Raw genomic sequence first — 15,912 nt, forward strand, 5'->3', positions numbered from 1 at the left:
GGCTAGCTCCCCCGGTACGTGGAGTAGGCGAAGGGGCTCAGCAGGAGCGGCACGTGGCTGTGCCCCGCTGCGGCGGTGAAGCTGATCTCGACCTCCGGGTAGAACGTGGGGATGTCGCGCGCGGCGAACCAGTCGCCGGTGGCGAACCTGATCCGGTGCGGGCCGGGCTCGGTGGCCCAGCCGCTGACGCGGCCGTCGGCGTCGGTCACCGCGGTCTGCGGCGCGCCGCCGTCGAGGCGGGAGAGGGTGACGCGGACCCCGGCGGCGGGCCGGCCCAGGACGGCGTCGAGGACGTGGGTGGAGACGGTGCACGCTTCGGTCACGGCCGCACCGCCTTCTCCAGGCGCAGCGCGACGATCTTGCGCAGCTCCGCCACGGCCTCGCGGTGCTCGTCCGCGTCCGTGTTACCCAAGCGGCGCTTGGCCTCGGCGAGGATCGCCTCCGCGGTCAGCCCGGTCGCGCAGATGAGGAAGACCCGCCCGAACCGCCGCTCGTAGGCCGCGTTCACCGCCGCGAGTTCGGCCCGCACCGCCTCGTCGGCGGCCAGCGCCCGGGACTGCTCGCCCCGCGACCAGCGGTCCTCGCCCGCGGGCTTGGGCTTCCCGATGGGGGCGTGGGCGGCGTGCGCGACCGCGATCTCGGCGTCGTCGAGCTCGTCGAAGCCCGCCAGGGCGGCGGCGTACAGCGCCGCGACGGTGCCGTACGGGCGGCCGGACGCGACCTTCTCGGCCCAGGCGCGCGACGCGCAGCAGGCCGTGAGCGCCTCGACCGCGTCCTCAGGGTCGGCGGTGTTGAACGCTCCGAGAGTCCACATCGGCGCCTCCTCGTGCCAGTTCCGGGGGCGTGTTCGCCCTACGGGATAAGTGAAGCGGAACGCGGGCCCGGGGGCTTCGTCTTCGGCTATGAAAGCTTGGTTTCCCCGCCGTTAAATGCTGGAGGATCGTCCAAAGGCCCCGGTCGGGCGGCGCTATGGTGGAGTTGCCTACCGCGTCCCGACGCGCCTGTGAAGGCCGGACCCCTGGGGGCCACACCATGCGACTCCGTTCACTGCTGCAGATGCCCGAGCTGGGCCTGACCCTGGTCTCCGGCCGCCACCACCTCGACCGCGAGATCCGGTGGGTCGTGCCGACCGACATGCACGACCCGCGCCGGTACCTCTCGGGCGGCGAGCTGGTGCTCACCGGCCTCATGTGGCGCCGGGCCGAGACCGACTCGGACGCCTACGTGCGCAACCTGATCGCGGCGGGCGTGACCGCGCTCGGCGCGGGCGACCACCCCGAGTTCCCGTCGGTGCCGCTCGACCTGGTGGACGCGTGCGCGCGCCACGACCTGCCCCTGTTCTCCGTGGACGCGGCGGTGGCGTTCGCGGAGATCACCGAGAAGATCGTGCAGCGCCTCTCAGTCGGCCGCTCGGGCGACCTCGCGTCGCTGCTCGACCGCCACCGGCGGCTCATCGCGGCCGACGGGATCGGGCAGATCCTCGAGCTCATCCGCAAGGAGCTGGGCATGGAGTGCCTGGTGCTGTCGCCCGCCGGGCGGGCGCTGCGCGGCGGGCTCGACCTCGGTGACACGGACCGGGCCACCGTGGTCGCGCGGGCGCACGCGGCCGAGCGCCTGCCGCAGAAGGTGACGCTCGACCGGCACCGCGCCTACTCGGTGTTCGGGATCGGCTCGACCCTCCACACCGGCCGGTTCCTGGTCATCGACGACGACCACACGCAGTGGGCCCCGGAGCGGCGGCTCGTCGCCGAGCAGCTCGCGGCCCTGCTCATGCTCGAACTGGACGACCCGGCGGTCAGGCCCGCCCCGCACGTCGAACTCGTGACCGCCCTCAAGGAGGGCCGGGTCGACGAGCACCTGATGCGCTCGGCGGGCCTGCCCGCGGGCGGCACGGTCACCGTCGTCGCGGCCGTCGGCGAACCGGCGGCGCTGCGGGAAGTCGTTGTCGCCGAAGCGATCGCGGGCCAGGACGGCAACCCGCTCGGCCCGCGCATGGCAGCGTGGGCGACCCTCGGGGACGAGACCGTCGCGGTCCTCGCGGGCCCGGCCGGGTCCGCCGAGGAGCGCCCGAGACTGCTCGAATGGTCGCGGCAGTGCGCGAAGGCCCTGTCAGGGCTCGGCGGGAACGGCGCGGTCGGCATCGGCTTCGCCGACCCCGTGCGCGCCCCCGCCGGACTGTGCGGGGCGCTCGAACAGGCCCGGCACACCGCGGCGCTCGCCCAGCCGCGCCCCGGCGGCGTCGACGTCGCCGAACCCGACCACCTCGTATCGCACCGGATGCTCCTCGCAGCGGTCCCCGCCGACGTCAGCAAGGCGTTCCGCACCCGCGTCCTCGACCCGCTCCTCGAATACGACGCGAGGCACCGCTCCGACCTGCTGCCTACCCTGCGGCGCTTCCTCGAGTGCGACGGCTCCTGGCGGCAGTGCGCCGCGAGCCTCCACCTGCACGTCAACACCGTCCGGTACCGGATACGGCGGGTCGAAGAATTGACCGGCCGCGATCTGCGCAACCCCCTCGACCGGATGGACCTCGCCCTCGCGGTGAGCCTGGAGTGAACGCGGCCCCGCCCGGGGCCGCGCGACAAGGGGGGAACACATGAAGAACACCGCGGGCCTGGTGCTCGCCGCGGGCGCCGGGCGGCGCTTCGGCGGACCGAAGGCCCTGGCCGAGTTCGACGGCCGAAGCCTGCTCGACCGGGCCGTCGCCACCCTGCACGCGGGCGGGTGCCGCCAGGTGCTCGCCGTGCTCGGCGCGGGAGCCGAGCAGGCGCTCTCCGCAGCGGGGGAGGCGTTCACGCCCGTCCTGAACCGGCGGTGGGGGCAGGGGCTCTCGACGTCGCTGAAAGCGGGGCTGGCGGCCGTGCCCGAACGGTACGACGGGGTCGTGGTCACCCTGGTCGACCAGCCGCGCATCGTCCCCGAAGCGGTCCGGCTCGTCATCGACGCCGCCGAGGAGGGCGCCCAGATCGCCGTCGCCGTGTACGGGGAGCAGCGCGGCCACCCGATGTACTTCGCGCGCGAGCACCTCGGTGCGATCGCCGCCGAGGCGGCGGGCGACCGGGGCGCCCGCGACTTCCTGGCCGCGCACCCGCAGCTCGTGCGGGAGGTCGCGTGCCCAGGCGACCCGCTCGACGTCGACACGCAGGCCGACCTGGAGGCGCTGACGCGGCCCGGCCCGGGCGGCCCGCACCTCATCCCGAGTTAACCAGGCTCCGTGCCGCTGCCAGCGTCGTCAGTGGTGCGGTTAAACCGCGAACCAGAGGTCGATCTCGCGCTTCGCGGACTCCTCCGAGTCCGAGGCGTGGATCAGGTTCTGCTGGTTCGAGACGGAGAAGTCGCCGCGGATCGTGCCCGGCTCGGCCTTGCGCCCGTCGGTGGCCCCGGCGAGCTTGCGCACCACCGGGATCGCCTCGTCGCCGGAGACCACGAGGCTCACCAGCGGCCCGGAGGTCATGAACGTCTTCAAGCCGTCGTAGTACTCCCGGCCCACGTGCTCGGCGTAGTGAGCGTCCGAGAGCGCCGCGTCCATCGTCCGCATCCGCAGCTCCTCGACGCGCAGCCCCTTGCGCTCCAGGCGGGACAGGACCTCGCCGATGAGCCCGCGCCGCACGGCGTCGGGTTTGATCAGGACGAGCGTGCGCTGTTCGGCCACGGCAGGATCTCCTCGAAAGTGACAGTCGGATTCTGGCTGCCATCGTAAGGGATGTTGTGTCCGTTGCCTCACCCACGTACGATTCACGTTGCAACCCGGTTCTCCCAGTTGTGGATGAGGTGTCCCCGATGGCACGTGGCGGCAGCCAACCCCCAAGACCGGCCCCCCGGTCCTCCAAGGCACCCAGCAGGGGCGGCGCGAAAGGCGGGGCCGCGCGCGGCGGCGCGAAAGGCGCCGCCAAAGGCGGCGCGGCGAAGAAGGCGCAGGCCGGCGGGGTCCGCAAGGCCGCGCCGGGCAAGGCGATGCCCCGCACCGGACGGCAGCCGGTCGGCCGGGGCATGACCGCCGAGCAGCTGCGTCAGCAGCGGCTCATCCTCGACCAGCAGCGCCGGTCCCGCGAGGCCCGCTGGTGGGCGATCAACCAGCACGCGCTGAAGGACCTCCACTCCCGCCAGCACCACTCGGCGGGCGGCGAGGCGATCGGCACGACCCTCAACGGCGACAGGCGGATGCGGTGGCGCACCTCCCACGCGGTCGGCGCGATCACTTTACTGGTCATCTCCCTCTTCCTGGCCTCCATGGCGGTCGGCGCGCAGAGCCTCGGCATCGCGATCGCCTCGTTCGCGTGCTTCGCGGGCTGCATCGCGTTCGTCACCGTCGAGCACTCGGCGAGGCGCTTCCCGCAGCCGGTCCCCGCGCCGCCGCTCATCGGGCAGCACCGGCTCGAAGACCTCATCGTCGAGGACGACCCGCCGCGCCCGGCCCAGGTGAAGGAACCGGCCCCCGCGGCCTCGCTCGACGACCTGTTCGAGCCCGCACCGCGCCCTGAGGAGGCCCCGAAGGCGGCAGCGACCGTCGCGGCCACCGCGCCGGTGCGGACCGCCGAACCGGCGCCCACCGTCGTCATCGTCGAACCGGCCGAGACGGTCGCGGCCGAAGCGCCCGCGCCCGGACAGCGGCACATCACCGAACCGGTCGACGCCGAGCTCGTCGACGACGACCTCATCGAGAACCCAAGCAGCGCAATCGAAGACGCGAGCACCAGGGCCGAGCCCGAACCGCTGGGCCCGGTCGCCGAGTCCGCGCCGCAGCGCGACGCGGCCCCGTCCCCGGGACAGGCGTTCACCCTGCCCAGCGAACAGATCGGCGGCTACGGCACGACCGGGACCGCCGAGACCGCGCCCCCGCCGCCGCCCGAACCGACCCCGCCGAAAGGGCCGATCGCCGAAGCCGTCACGAAACTCAAGTCCCCGCCCCGGCAGCGCACCTCCAGCGAAGGCAGCAGCCTCGCCCACGACCTGGCCGAACTGCTCCTCTCCGAACAGCGCCTGAGCGGCACCGACGTCACCGACGTCGCCGCCACCCTGGTCGTCGCCGACCTCCAGCGGTCCGTCGAGTTCTACACGGACACACTCGGACTCCACATCGCCGACCGCACCGAGGAGGCCGCCGTCCTCGACGCCGGCTTCGGCAAGATCCTGCTGTGGGAGCGGCCCGACGCGCCGCCCGGCGAGACCGGCGTCATGCACCTGACCTTCGAGGTCGGCGACATCGACGCCACGTTCGCCGAGATGAACGAAGCCGGCGTCGAGTTCCTGCACCTGCCGCGCACCGCGCTGCTCGGCCAGAACTACCAGATGCGGGCCGCGGCCTTCCGCGACCCCGACGGCCACGGCCTGGCCATCACCGAGCACCGGGAGCGCGATTAGTTCTCCGGCCCAAGTGAAGAGGAGCGAACCCATGCTCGTCGTCGGCGAGATCCACACCGCGCTGCTGCCGCACTCGCGCCCCCTCACGCCCGAGGAGGCCCGCGCCGCCCTCGCGCTCGCCGTCGGCGAGACCGTCGTCCAATGGGCCAGGCCCGTCCCGCACACCTCCTCGCCCACGCTCCTGCACGGCGTCGACTGCCGACTCCCCCTGGGCCCCAAGCCCGACAGCCACCACACCGACGAGGACGACCGCAACGGGTCGCTGCGCGCCGTCGGCTCCGTCTCCTCCCGCGCCGTCCTCACCGGCGGCCAGCTCCTCCAGGGCTCCGCGTGGGCCTCCGTGTCGCTCTCGCAGCACCCGCGGCGCATGCCGTGGTCCTACTACCTCGCCAGGCCCGGCACACTCGAGACGATCGGGAAGTTCGACGCCCGCCGCCTCGCCGAGGGCTACCTCGTCGCCGAGCAGCGCGCCGACCGCGCGAAACTCCTCGACACCGCCGCCGTCGCCCGCCACTCCATCCACGACGTGCTCGCCCGGCCCATGTTCGACCAGCGCCCGCCCATCAAGACCGGCTCGACCCGGCTGCGCTGGGCCGCCTTCACCGACCCCGACTCAGGCCAGACTGTAGCGTTCCGCCTGGCGGGCAACGACAGACGCCGCCTGCGCATCACCACCGGACCGGTCGACCCCGAGCAGATCGCCACCGCCGCGGAAGACCTCGCCGTCCACGACTGGCTGCTCACCGCCGTCGCCGCCCGCGTCGCGCTCGCCAAGATCGGCGACGACGCACGGCACACCCTGCGCACGCTCCGGCCCGTCGTCGACCACCTCCTGCACCTGTGGTCGGCCGGCGCCCGCACCTCCCCCGGGCTCGAGTTCATGTGGGACGCACTCGAGAAGCGCCCCGGGCTCACCCGGCAGTGGACGACCATGACCGAGCGCGTGCGCTCGCAGATCGACTACGGCGCGGCCGACATCGCCGCGCAGATCCTCGACCTCATGGAGACCCGCCAGCGCCAGGGCGGCGGGTCCGGCAGCGGCTATCGAGTCTAAAGAGGACCCTGGAAGATGTAGGAGAAGCGGTCCACGAGCTCGTCGGGAAGGGTCATGCCCTCCCGTTCGGCGGACTTGCGGATGATCTCGATCGCCGTGGCCTCGGGGCGGACCGACCCGCAGATGACGCGCACCGCGTGCTCGACCTCGAGGTAGTTCACCGAGAGGATCGAGACGGTGCGGTAGGCCGGGAACGGGAACGCGCCCGGCTCCAGCTGCAGGATCGGCGGCATCGCCGCCCACGTCTCGGGGAAGCGGGCCCGCGCGGGGCGGTCGGGGTCGTGGCCGTGCTCGTCGGGGACGACGGCGCTGACGGCCTCGGGGACGCCGATGCGCTTGCCCTGGTTGCGGAGCACGCCCAGGCGCAGCAGCTGCCAGACGGCGGCGAGCATCGGGCAGGACCAGCGCCGCCCCTGCTCGGTGTCGCTCCACAGCTCGACGTCGAGGAACACCGAGTGGTCGCGTTTGGCGTTCTGGCTCGGGGGCTTCCACTGGTCGGGGACGCCCATCGCGATGCCCTTCGGCTTCGGGCTGGGCACGCCGTTGCAGAGCCAGCCGGAGCGGGCCACGGTGGGGCGGGAGCCGTTGGAGTCGGGCGGCGGCTCGAACACGATCCGGTCGGCCACGAGCGCGGCGAGCTGCAGCTGGTCCATGTCGGCGCAGGCGGACTCGCGCGCGAGGTAGTCGATGCGAAGCCCGGCGTCGGCGGCGGCCTCGGTGATGACGCCGATGAGCTCCTCGGGCGGGGGCATGCCCTGCTGCGAGTAGTCGTCGACGAGGTAGCAGGTGCTCACGCGCGGGCGGCGGCCGCCGAGGCGCTTGGACAGGGCCTCGGTGGTGCCGTGGACCCAGGCCGCCGCGGAGGCCATCTCGGCCTTGAGCGTGTCGGGGCGGGCGAGGTCGTCGGCGTAGAGGTGGCCGACCTCGATCGACAGGTGCGACATGCCGAAGCGTTCGGTCCGCTGCTTCGCGCTGGTCTCTTCGTACGTCATGTGTCCACTCAATCGATGCTCGGGCGGCCCGGGGGCCGGGTCAGAACAGCTCCTCGGCGGAGCGCACGGCCAGCTCGGAGAAGGCCCTGACGGTCTCGTGGTTGGCGATGTCGAGCGCGACGGTGTCGGCGTCGGTGATGATCTGCTCGCGCCACTGCAGGACCGGGTCGAGCGGGACCGATCCGAGGAGGTTCATGCGGCCCAGTTTGAGGCGGGCGGCCATCTGGTGGAGGTCGGCGTCGATCTTGCGCAGCCAGCGGACCTGGGTGGGCTTGAGCCCGGCGAGGTCGGCGCCGTCGGGGTCGACGACGGCGGTGCGCACGTAGCGGATCGAGGCGAGGAGCTTGCGCTGGTAGTCCTCGCCGAGGGCCTTGGCGGTCTCGATGAGGCCCCTCTCGCCGTAGACGAGGGAGTGGGCGGCGATGACGTGCTGCTTCGTCCAGCGGTGGTAGACGATCCAGCGCCACGGGAGGTTGGCGAGCTCGGGGCGGGCGGTGGCGGCCATGACCATCTCGGTGGCGTGGGAGCGGCCCGCGGAGAGGTCGACGATGACGAGGTCGAATTCGCGCGAGAGCTCCTGGAGGAGGTTCACGCATTTGTCCACTGTGGTGTCGTCGCCGGGGAACTCGGAGCCGTCGGCGTCGCCGGGGCAGAGCACGAGGTCGCCCGCGCCGTCGGGCCTGGCCTGCAGCTCTTCGCGATCGCTGGTGGCCCAGACGGAGTGGCGCTCGGACTCGGAGGCGAGGCCCTGCAGGTACTCGTGGACGCCGGGGCCGTGGGTGCCGTGCTCGAGGTCGTCGATCGCGAAGATCGCCCCGGCGGTGGGCGAGCCGAAGTCGAAGTCCACATAGCACACGTTGGCGCCCTGGATCGCGCGGCGGTAGGCCAGGTTGCACGAGGACACCGACCGCCCCGTGCCGCCCTTGTCCGAGGTCGCGAACAGCAGCATCGTCACACTCCGGTCTCGGCGTCGCGCCCGGCCGCGATGAGCCGGTCGAGGTCGATGAGGGCCTTGACGCCCAGGGCGAACGCGGTGCCCGGGCGCTCGTCGACGACGTCCTTGGCGTGGCGGATCGTCAGGCCCACCGAGCGGATCTCCTGCGCCAGTGCGGGGCCGGCGTGGCCGGAGCCGCGCAGCAGCTCCTGGTCGTAGACGTGCTCGGCCTCGACGAGGAGTTCGTGCGCGAGGTCCTCCAGGCTGCGGGAGCGGGCCGGTTCGGAGGTCGCGAACTGGGCCGCGAGCACCATGGACTCCACGACGCGGATCGTGAAGTGCCAGGACGGGTCCTCGAACCAGTTGGGGAGCTCGCTGTAGACCTGCTTCGGCTGGTCCCACAGGCGGGCGGGCGCGCCCTCGCGGATGCGCCTGCGCGCCAGGTGGTCCCACACGAGGTCGGCCACTTCGAGCAGCTCGGCGCGGGCCTCGATCGTGACGAGGAGGCTCGCGGCGTGGTAGAGGCGCTTGAGCAGCAGCGGCGCGAAGTCGACCATGTTCCAGACCATGGGCGGGCCGTCGAGCTTCTCGATGCCGGCGAGTTCGGACTTCACGCCGGGGAAGTGCGTCTCGATGGCGCGGTCCCCGCGGAGGGCGCGGCGGGTGATGCGGCCCCGGTTGGCGAGTTCGATGAGGACGTTCCCGAGGCGGATGAGGTCGTCGTCGTCGCCGCGGGCGGACCCGAAGTTGTCGGTCGCGACCGCGCACACCAGGAGCGAGTAGTAGTCGTACTCCATGCCGTCGGTGGTGCGCCAGGGGACGTCTTCGAGGGGCCACTTCGAGCCGCCGCCGAAGGCGGCGACCATGGCCCAGTAGCGGCGGGTGACGTCCATGCGCAGCTGCAGCGACTGGGCGAGACGCTGCTCCTCCTCGGTGAGGAGGTTGCGGCGCATGACCCTGGGCGAGAACAGGGTCTGGATCGCCTCGAGGGCGACCACGGTGAAGTACAGGTACGGGACGTCCTCGGCGCGGCCGACGCGCTGCGTCGAGGTGTCGGAGACGTCCGGGATGTCGGGGGCCTTCTCCACGACCGACCAGGACCAGCCGATCTCGAAGAGCTTCGTGGGGGCCTCGACGCCGGCGGTGCCGCCCGAGCCGACGGTGATGGTGCGCAGTGTGGCGATGATGTCGTCCGCGTTCTCGCGGAAGCGGCGCACGATCTTGCGGTCGGCCTGGCCGTCGACGTTGATGAGGTCGATGAGCTGGCGGCCGAAGTCGTCGTCGGCGTCGAACGTGGAGACGGCGAACGAGCGCAGCAGGCCCGTGATCGCGCCGAGGAGGCGGCGGTGGATGGCCTCCTGGACGTCGGCGACCTCGCGGCCGAGGTCGCCGCGGCCCATGCGGTCGACCGTGGGCTGGAAGTCGGCGAGGAAGGTGAGGGCCGCCAGGCAGAGCGGGATGGAGAGTGCGAAGCCCTCGGTGACGTCGACGGCGCGCTGCTCGGGGTTGGCCTTCTGGGTGCGGTCCTTGCGGTGCATGTTGGAGCCGCCGGAGTAGACGGGCACGCCCTCGTCGTCGACGTGTCTCTCCATGTAGTCCTTGACCATCCGCATGATCCGGATGGGGATCTCGACGGCGTCGCCGAGGCCGGAGAACGCCTCCAGGACCGCGTCGCTCGTGGCGTCCGGGTCGGCGTAGTTGAGCTCGGGGAGCTCCTGCGCGGGGTAGAGCAGGCACAGGAGCTGCTGGGCGTCGCCCACGGCGTCGGACTGGTTGCGGCCTCCCCAGTGCCAGGCCTTGCGCTTGCCGCCGTCCTCGGGCACGCGCCAGCTGTAAGCCACCTGGGCCCGCCAGATGTCGAGGAGCTGTTGCCGAGGCTGCATCTTCACAGGGGATCACCGCCGAGCGCTCACAGGGCCGAATCGGACAGGTCCACTATCGCACGGCCATGTGACACAAACAGTCTCGCAGAACGTGTTGTGTCGCTTACCCGACAGTTCGGAAGCGTCCTCCGCGGGGCCTTCGAGCGTCCTAAGAGCAGGGTCGGCAAACCGGGCGTACCGGTACCCTTCAGGCGCAGGGAGTCGCGATGGTCGAACTGGTCTTGGCGGGGGTCATCATCGCGGCCGTAGCCGCCGCGGTCGTCGTCACGGGCGTCCGCGACCACCGCCGCCGCAGGGCCGAACGCCTTGCGGCCGAGGCAGACCGCATGCCGCGCGGCGAACCGATCCCCAGCGGGTGGCCGGACGGCGGTAGCGTGGAAGACCGATCCCCCGCCCCTTGAGGAGTTCGCATGGAATCAGGGTTCCTGTTCTTCGCGGTGTTCGGCGTCATCGCGCTCGTGATCATCGTCTCCGCCGCAGCCGGAGGCTCCAAGCGGCGCACCGGAAGGCCTTATCACCACCACCACGACTCGACGAGCACCAACCACCTCGGCATGGGCTACACCGGCCCCTCCGACGGCGGACCGAGCGGCGGCCGCAACGACTGCGGCCCGGGCTACAGCGACTCCGGCAGCAGCGGCGGCTTCTTCGGCGGCGGTGGCGACTCAGGCGGCGGGTTCAGCGGCGGCGGCGACTCAGGAGGCGGCGGCTCGAGCTGCTAGGCCTTCAGTTCGTAGACGCTGCAAGGAACCTCGTAGCCCGGGACCACGGTCTCGCGCTCCAAGGACATGCCCAGCTTCTCGGCCACCCGGATCGAGGCGCGGTTCTCGCTGTGGATGCACGAGACGACCCGGTCGAGCCCGAGTTCGCCGAACGCGAAGCCGACCACGGCCCGCGCGGCCTCGGGCGCGTACCCGCGGCCCCACCGGTCGCGGCCGATCCGCCAGCCGACCTCGGTCACCGGCAGGATCTCCGGGAGGAACGTCGGCGTCGCGAGGATGCCCAGGCCGACGAGGAAGCCGGTCTCCTTCTCGCACACGGCGAACGCGCCCCAGCCGTGCTCGACCCAGTGGGCGGCGACCTTCTCGGTGAGCGCCTCGGTCTGCTCGAGCGTGCGCGGGCCGCCGTCGCCGATGTAGCGCATGACCTCGGGGTCGGCGTTGATCGCGGCGAGCGCCTCGGCGTCACCGGTCGCCAAGGGGCGCAGCAGGAGCCGTTCGGTCTTCAGTTCGAGTGTCATCGTTTCGGCGGCTTCCCCAGAGCGGTCTTGACGTACCAGCAGTAGGCCCACACGAGGCCGAAGACGATCCCGGCAACGCCGAGCGCCCAGTGGATCGCCCAGCAGGCGATCAGCGCGACCTGCACAACCGCGCCCGCGGGCCACACCCACGCGCGCTTCGTCATGCCCGCCAGCGCGATGCAGGCGACGGTGAGGACCAGGACCGCGACGATGGCGACCGTCGCGTCGTCCAGGATCATCCGCATCGGGACGATCGCCAGCAGCAGCGCGAGCGCTTCGAAGCTCAACGCCATCGCCGCGAGGCTGCGCGCGGCCCGGTTCGGGTCGCGCAGGCCCGAGCGAGTGTCCTCCGGCTCGGTCCAGGGGGCCTCGACCTCTTCGCCGTGCTCGGGGTGCTCGTGCTTCTCGTCGTCAGCCACGGCGGCCCACCAGGAGCTTGCGGGCGTCGGCGACGGTGAACACCGAGCCGGTGACGAGGACGCCGCCGCCGGACTCGTATATGTCGTCGGCCTCCTCGGCGAGCTCGATGCCGCGCGCGATCGCGTCGGTGAGGTGCGGGAGCACCGTGACGCGCTCCTCGCCGAAGACCTCCTTGGCGACCTTCGCGAGCGTCGCCGCGGGCATGGCCCGGTCCGAAGAGGACTTCGTGATCACGATCTCGTCGAGCAGCGGTTCGAGGAGTTCGAGCATGTGGTCGGTCTCCTTGTCGGCGAGCATCCCGACGACGCCGACGAGCTTGCGGAAGTTGAACTCCTCCTCGACCGCCTTCGTCATGGCCTCCATGCCCGCCGGGTTGTGCGCGGCGTCGAGGATCACCGTCGGCGCGGTCCGCACGACCTCCAGGCGGCCCGGCGAGGAGAACTCCGCGAACGCCTGCCCGACCACCTCGGCGTCGAGGGCCTTCGGCTCGCCCGCGCCGAGCAGCACCTCCACCGCGGCCAGCGCGAGCGCGGCGTTGTGGGCCTGGTACTCGCCGTGGAGCGGCAGGAACAGGTCCTGGTAGCGGGCGGCGCGCGTCTCGATCGTGATGAGCTGGCCGCCGACGGCGACCTCGCGCGCGGTGACCTCGAAGCCGCGGCCCTCGGGCACGAGCTTCGCGCCGACGGCGTTGGCGCGGCGCAGCAGCGGCTCCATCGCGGAGCGCTCCTGGGTCGAGGTGACGAGCGTCGAGCCCTCGTGGACGATCCCGGCCTTCATCGTCGCGATCTCGGCGAGGGTCTCCCCGAGCCACTTCGTGTGGTCGATCCCGATCGGCGTGATGACCGCGACCTCGGCGTTCAGGACGTTAGTCGAGTCGGTCTCGCCGCCCAGGCCCACCTCGATGACGCCCACGTCGATCGGCGTGTCCGCGAACGCGCCCATGGCGAGCGCCACGGTCATCTCGAAGTAGGTGAGCGGCTCGGAGGCCTCGCGGTCGACGAGCTCGGCGAGCGGCGCGATCTCGTAGTACTGGGCGGCGAGCCGGTCGGGGCTGATCGGCTCGCCGTCGATGTTGATGCGCTCGTTGACGCTGTTGAGGTGCGGCGAGGTGAACATGCCGGTGCGCAGGCCGTGCCCGCGCAGCAGCCGCTCGATCATGCGCGAGGTCGAGGTCTTGCCGTTCGTGCCCGTGATGTGGACCGAGCGGAAGGACCGCTGCGGGTCGCCCATCATGTCGAGCAGCTGCTTGATGCGGTCGAGCGTGAAGTCCCAGCGGGAGAACCCGCGGGCTTCCAGGAGCGCTTCGACTTGCGCCAGTTCGGCGTTCAACTATTTCCCCCTATGAGCGACGAGGGCGGCCGCCCGCGCGGGCGGCCGCCTCCGTACTACGCCAGTCGTTCGAGCTGCGCCGTGATGCGCGCGATGTCGGCCTCGGCGGTCGCCTTGCGCGCCTTGATCTTGTCGACCACGGCGTCGGGCGCCTTCGACAGGAACGCCTCGTTGCCGAGCTTCCCCACCGTCCCGGCCAGCTCCTTCTCGGCGGCCTTGAGGGCCTTGTCGAGACGGGCCCGCTCGGCCGCGACGTCGATCGTGCCCGACGTGTCGAGCGCGACGGTGACCTGGTCGGACACCGCGAGTTCAGCGGTCGGCGCGAAGCCCTCCGGCTCGGCGTCGAGCTTCACGAACGAGCGGATCAGCCACTCCTGGTCGGCCAAGCCCGCCGCGTCGAGACCCGAGATGCGCGCGGCCACCCGCTGGCTGGGCTTCACGCCCTGGTCCGAGCGGAAGCGGCGCACTTCGACGACCACGTGCTGCATCGCGGCCACGAGACGCTCGGCCTCCTCGTCCACACCGGACGGCGTCGGCCAGGCGGCCACCGTGAGCGAGTCGCCCCGCTCCTCCCCGCCGGTCAAGGTGAGCCACAGCTCCTCCGTGACGAACGGGATCACCGGGTGCAGCAGCCGCAGCAGCTGGTCGAACACGTGCCCCAGCACCCGGCGGGTGTCCTCGGCCTGCTGCCCGCCCGCGGCGAGCACCGGCTTCGTCAGCTCCAGGTACACGTCGAACACGTCGTCCCACGCGAAGTGGTACAGCACGTCCATCGCCTTCGCGAACTCGTACTGCTCCAGGTACGCGTCGGTCGCCGCGACCGTCTTCGACAGGCGCGACAGCACCCACCGGTCGATCAGCGACAGGTCCCGCGGCAGTTCGCCTTCCACGGTCGCGCCGCTCATGAGCGCGAACCGGGTGCCGTTCCACAGCTTGTTGCAGAAGTTCCGGGAGATCTCGGCGAGCTCGATCGACGCGATCGCGTCGGCGCCCGGGTTCGCGTCCCGCGCGAGCATGAACCGCAGCGCGTCCGCGCCGTACTGGTCCACCACCTCGAGCGGGTCGATGCCGTTCCCCGAGGACTTCGACATCTTCTTGCCGTTCTTGTCCCGCAGCAGGCCGTGCAGGAACACCTCCTTGAAGGGCGCCTTGCCCATCGCGTAGGTGCCGAACATCATCATCCGAACCACCCAGAAGAAGATGATGTCCCAGCCGGTCACGAGCACCGAGGTCGGATAGAACTTCTCCAGCGCCTTCGTGTCCTCGGGCCAGCCGAACGTCGAGAACGGCCACAGGCCCGACGAGAACCACGTGTCGAGCACGTCCTGGTCCTGCGTGTAGCCCTCGGGCGCTTCCTCGCCCGGGCCCACGCAGATCTCCTCCCCATCGGGGCCGTACCAGATCGGGATGCGGTGGCCCCACCACAGCTGGCGCGAGATGCACCAGTCGAGCAGGTTGTCCACCCACGAGAAGAACCGCTTCTCCATCTCCGGCGGGTAGATCTTCGTCTCGCCGCTGCGCACCGCGTCCCCGGCCGACTTCGCCAGGCGCTCCACCTTCACGAACCACTGCTTCGACAGCCGCGGCTCCACCGTGGTGTCGCAGCGCTCGCAGTGCCCGACCGCGTGCATGTACGGGCGCTTCTCGGCCACGATGCGGCCCTCGGCGCGCAGCGCGGCGGCGATCGCCGAGCGGGCCTCGAACCGGTCGAGCCCCTGGAACGGGCCGTGCGCGGTGATCACGCCGCGCTCGTCCATGATGAGGATCGACTCCAGGCCGTGGCGCTGGCCGATCGCGAAGTCGTTCGGGTCGTGCGCCGGGGTGACCTTCACGGCGCCGGTCCCGAACTCGGGGTCGACGTGCGCGTCGGCCACGATCGGGATGCGGCGGCCCGTGAACGGCACCTCCACAGTGGTGCCGAGCAGGTGCTGGTAGCGCTCGTCGTCGGGGTGGACGGCCACGGCGGTGTCGCCGAGCATCGTCTCCAGACGGGTCGTGGCGACCACGATCGCGTCGTCCCCGTCGCCGTAGCGCATCGACACGAGCTCGCCCGCGTCGTCCTGGTGCTCCACCTCGATGTCCGAGAGCGCGGTCATGCAGCGCGGGCACCAGTTGATGATGCGCTCAGCGCGGTAGATCATGCCGTCGTCGTACATCTTCTTGAACATCGTCTGCACGGCGTTCGACAGTCCCTCGTCGAGGGTGAACCGCTCGCGGTCCCAGTCGACGCCGTCGCCGATCTTCTTCATCTGGGAGGAGATGCGCTCGTGGTAGATGTCCTTCCACTCCCACACCTTGTCCACGAACGCGTCGCGGCCCAGGTCGTGGCGGGACAGGCCCTCCTTGTCGGCGAGCTGGCGCTCCACCACGTTCTGGGTCGAGATGCCGGCGTGGTCGGTGCCCGGCAGGAACAGCGCCTCCTTGCCGCGCATGCGCTCGCGGCGCACGAGGGTGTCGATGAGCGTGTGGTCGAGCGCGTGGCCCAGGTGCAGCTGGCCCGTCACGTTCGGCGGCGGGATCACGATCGCGTAAGGGTCGCGGTCGGAGTTCTCGTCAGCCTTGAAGCGACCGTCGGCTACCCACTTCTCGTAGCGTCGCGCCTCTACCTCTACGGGCGCGTACGTCTTCGAGAGCTGGGTTTCCATGTCCGGTGTCTTCTTCGCTGCATCTGTCACCAGTCAAGTGTAAGGAGCCCGGGC

The 15,912-nt window shown here is 71.5% G+C and carries 16 protein-coding genes; 6 read left to right on the forward strand and 10 right to left on the reverse strand.

Features of this window, described 5'->3' with window-relative positions; genetic code table 11:
- Positions 1-2: 2 nt before the first annotated feature.
- Together uraH and uraD are read right to left on the reverse strand one after the other, a co-directional pair.
- The gene (gene uraH / locus ACGGCP_RS05770) at positions 3-323 is read right to left on the reverse strand and encodes a hydroxyisourate hydrolase (protein ID WP_392961564.1); all 321 of its coding nucleotides are present in this window, start codon (positions 321-323) and stop codon (positions 3-5) included.
- Positions 320-814 (reverse strand): 2-oxo-4-hydroxy-4-carboxy-5-ureidoimidazoline decarboxylase, encoded by a 495-nt coding sequence (gene uraD / locus ACGGCP_RS05775; protein WP_392961566.1) that lies wholly within the window; start codon positions 812-814, stop codon positions 320-322. Before uraD ends, uraH begins: the two co-directional genes overlap by 4 nt.
- 218 nt (positions 815-1,032) lie before the next feature.
- Between uraD and ACGGCP_RS05780 the strand changes: the two genes are divergently transcribed.
- Entirely contained in the window at positions 1,033-2,556 is a 1,524-nt protein-coding gene (locus ACGGCP_RS05780) for a PucR family transcriptional regulator (RefSeq protein WP_392961569.1), read from the forward strand.
- A gap of 40 nt (positions 2,557-2,596) precedes the next feature.
- Positions 2,597-3,205, forward strand: a complete 609-nt coding sequence (locus ACGGCP_RS05785) for an NTP transferase domain-containing protein (RefSeq protein ID WP_392961572.1) — start codon at positions 2,597-2,599, stop codon at positions 3,203-3,205.
- Positions 3,206-3,244: 39 nt separating this feature from the next.
- Here the strand turns inward: ACGGCP_RS05785 and ndk are convergent, their stop codons facing one another.
- Entirely contained in the window at positions 3,245-3,652 is a 408-nt protein-coding gene (gene ndk, locus ACGGCP_RS05790) for a nucleoside-diphosphate kinase (RefSeq protein ID WP_392961575.1), read from the reverse strand.
- A gap of 128 nt (positions 3,653-3,780) precedes the next feature.
- Between ndk and ACGGCP_RS05795 the strand changes: the two genes are divergently transcribed.
- Positions 3,781-5,361 (forward strand): VOC family protein, encoded by a 1,581-nt coding sequence (locus tag ACGGCP_RS05795; protein WP_392961578.1) that lies wholly within the window; start codon positions 3,781-3,783, stop codon positions 5,359-5,361.
- Between the two features lie 31 nt (positions 5,362-5,392).
- The gene (locus tag ACGGCP_RS05800) at positions 5,393-6,415 is read left to right on the forward strand and encodes an SCO2521 family protein (protein ID WP_392961581.1); all 1,023 of its coding nucleotides are present in this window, start codon (positions 5,393-5,395) and stop codon (positions 6,413-6,415) included.
- Here the strand turns inward: ACGGCP_RS05800 and ACGGCP_RS05805 are convergent.
- Genes ACGGCP_RS05805 through ACGGCP_RS05815 form a run of 3 tightly spaced genes read right to left on the reverse strand, consistent with a single transcriptional unit; the run spans position 6,412 to position 10,224 of the window.
- Complete coding sequence (locus tag ACGGCP_RS05805; protein ID WP_392961584.1) at positions 6,412-7,407, reverse strand: SCO2522 family protein; 996 nt, start codon at positions 7,405-7,407, stop codon at positions 6,412-6,414. The genes ACGGCP_RS05800 and ACGGCP_RS05805 overlap by 4 nt on opposite strands.
- A gap of 40 nt (positions 7,408-7,447) precedes the next feature.
- Positions 7,448-8,356, reverse strand: coding sequence for an SCO2523 family variant P-loop protein (locus tag ACGGCP_RS05810; RefSeq protein ID WP_392961587.1), 909 nt, complete (start codon positions 8,354-8,356; stop codon positions 7,448-7,450).
- Positions 8,357-8,358: 2 nt separating this feature from the next.
- Positions 8,359-10,224, reverse strand: a complete 1,866-nt coding sequence (locus ACGGCP_RS05815) for an SCO2524 family protein (protein WP_392961590.1) — start codon at positions 10,222-10,224, stop codon at positions 8,359-8,361.
- A gap of 206 nt (positions 10,225-10,430) precedes the next feature.
- On the opposite strand from ACGGCP_RS05815, the gene ACGGCP_RS05820 reads away from it, so the two are divergent.
- Together ACGGCP_RS05820 and ACGGCP_RS05825 are read left to right on the forward strand one after the other, a co-directional pair.
- Positions 10,431-10,625 (forward strand): hypothetical protein, encoded by a 195-nt coding sequence (locus ACGGCP_RS05820; RefSeq protein ID WP_392961592.1) that lies wholly within the window; start codon positions 10,431-10,433, stop codon positions 10,623-10,625.
- A 9-nt stretch (positions 10,626-10,634) separates the two neighbouring features.
- Entirely contained in the window at positions 10,635-10,946 is a 312-nt protein-coding gene (locus ACGGCP_RS05825; protein WP_392961595.1) for a hypothetical protein, read from the forward strand.
- Here ACGGCP_RS05825 and ACGGCP_RS05830 read toward each other — a convergent pair.
- Genes ACGGCP_RS05830 through ACGGCP_RS05845 form a run of 4 tightly spaced genes read right to left on the reverse strand, consistent with a single transcriptional unit; the run spans position 10,943 to position 15,891 of the window.
- Positions 10,943-11,464: a GNAT family N-acetyltransferase gene (locus ACGGCP_RS05830; protein ID WP_392961597.1), complete on the reverse strand. Its 522-nt coding sequence runs from the start codon at positions 11,462-11,464 to the stop codon at positions 10,943-10,945. The genes ACGGCP_RS05825 and ACGGCP_RS05830 overlap by 4 nt on opposite strands.
- Positions 11,461-11,883, reverse strand: a complete 423-nt coding sequence (locus ACGGCP_RS05835; protein WP_392961600.1) for a DUF4233 domain-containing protein — start codon at positions 11,881-11,883, stop codon at positions 11,461-11,463. Before ACGGCP_RS05835 ends, ACGGCP_RS05830 begins: the two co-directional genes overlap by 4 nt.
- Positions 11,876-13,213: a bifunctional folylpolyglutamate synthase/dihydrofolate synthase gene (locus ACGGCP_RS05840; RefSeq protein ID WP_392961603.1), complete on the reverse strand. Its 1,338-nt coding sequence runs from the start codon at positions 13,211-13,213 to the stop codon at positions 11,876-11,878. The genes ACGGCP_RS05835 and ACGGCP_RS05840 overlap by 8 nt, the downstream gene beginning before the upstream one ends.
- 56 nt (positions 13,214-13,269) lie before the next feature.
- On the reverse strand, positions 13,270-15,891 hold the full coding sequence (locus ACGGCP_RS05845) for a valine--tRNA ligase (RefSeq protein ID WP_392962041.1): 2,622 nt from the start codon (positions 15,889-15,891) through the stop codon (positions 13,270-13,272).
- Positions 15,892-15,912: the final 21 nt, after the last annotated feature.

The sequence above is a fragment of the Glycomyces sp. NPDC048151 genome, assembly GCF_043202775.1.
GTDB lineage: Bacteria > Actinomycetota > Actinomycetes > Mycobacteriales > Micromonosporaceae > Glycomyces.

Excerpts from the sequence above, each read along its gene's own strand:
- uraD (WP_392961566.1), bottom strand. The coding sequence starts at position 814 with ATGTGGACTCTCGGAGCGTTCAACACCGCCGACCCTGAGGACGCGGTC.
- ACGGCP_RS05780 (WP_392961569.1), top strand. The coding sequence starts at position 1,033 with ATGCGACTCCGTTCACTGCTGCAGATGCCCGAGCTGGGCCTGACCCTG.
- ACGGCP_RS05785 (WP_392961572.1), top strand. The coding sequence starts at position 2,597 with ATGAAGAACACCGCGGGCCTGGTGCTCGCCGCGGGCGCCGGGCGGCGC.
- ACGGCP_RS05795 (WP_392961578.1), top strand. The coding sequence starts at position 3,781 with ATGGCACGTGGCGGCAGCCAACCCCCAAGACCGGCCCCCCGGTCCTCC.
- ACGGCP_RS05800 (WP_392961581.1), top strand. The coding sequence starts at position 5,393 with ATGCTCGTCGTCGGCGAGATCCACACCGCGCTGCTGCCGCACTCGCGC.
- ACGGCP_RS05805 (WP_392961584.1), bottom strand. The coding sequence starts at position 7,407 with ATGACGTACGAAGAGACCAGCGCGAAGCAGCGGACCGAACGCTTCGGC.
- ACGGCP_RS05810 (WP_392961587.1), bottom strand. The coding sequence starts at position 8,356 with ATGCTGCTGTTCGCGACCTCGGACAAGGGCGGCACGGGGCGGTCGGTG.
- ACGGCP_RS05815 (WP_392961590.1), bottom strand. The coding sequence starts at position 10,224 with ATGCAGCCTCGGCAACAGCTCCTCGACATCTGGCGGGCCCAGGTGGCT.
- ACGGCP_RS05820 (WP_392961592.1), top strand. The coding sequence starts at position 10,431 with ATGGTCGAACTGGTCTTGGCGGGGGTCATCATCGCGGCCGTAGCCGCC.
- ACGGCP_RS05825 (WP_392961595.1), top strand. The coding sequence starts at position 10,635 with ATGGAATCAGGGTTCCTGTTCTTCGCGGTGTTCGGCGTCATCGCGCTC.
- ACGGCP_RS05830 (WP_392961597.1), bottom strand. The coding sequence starts at position 11,464 with ATGACACTCGAACTGAAGACCGAACGGCTCCTGCTGCGCCCCTTGGCG.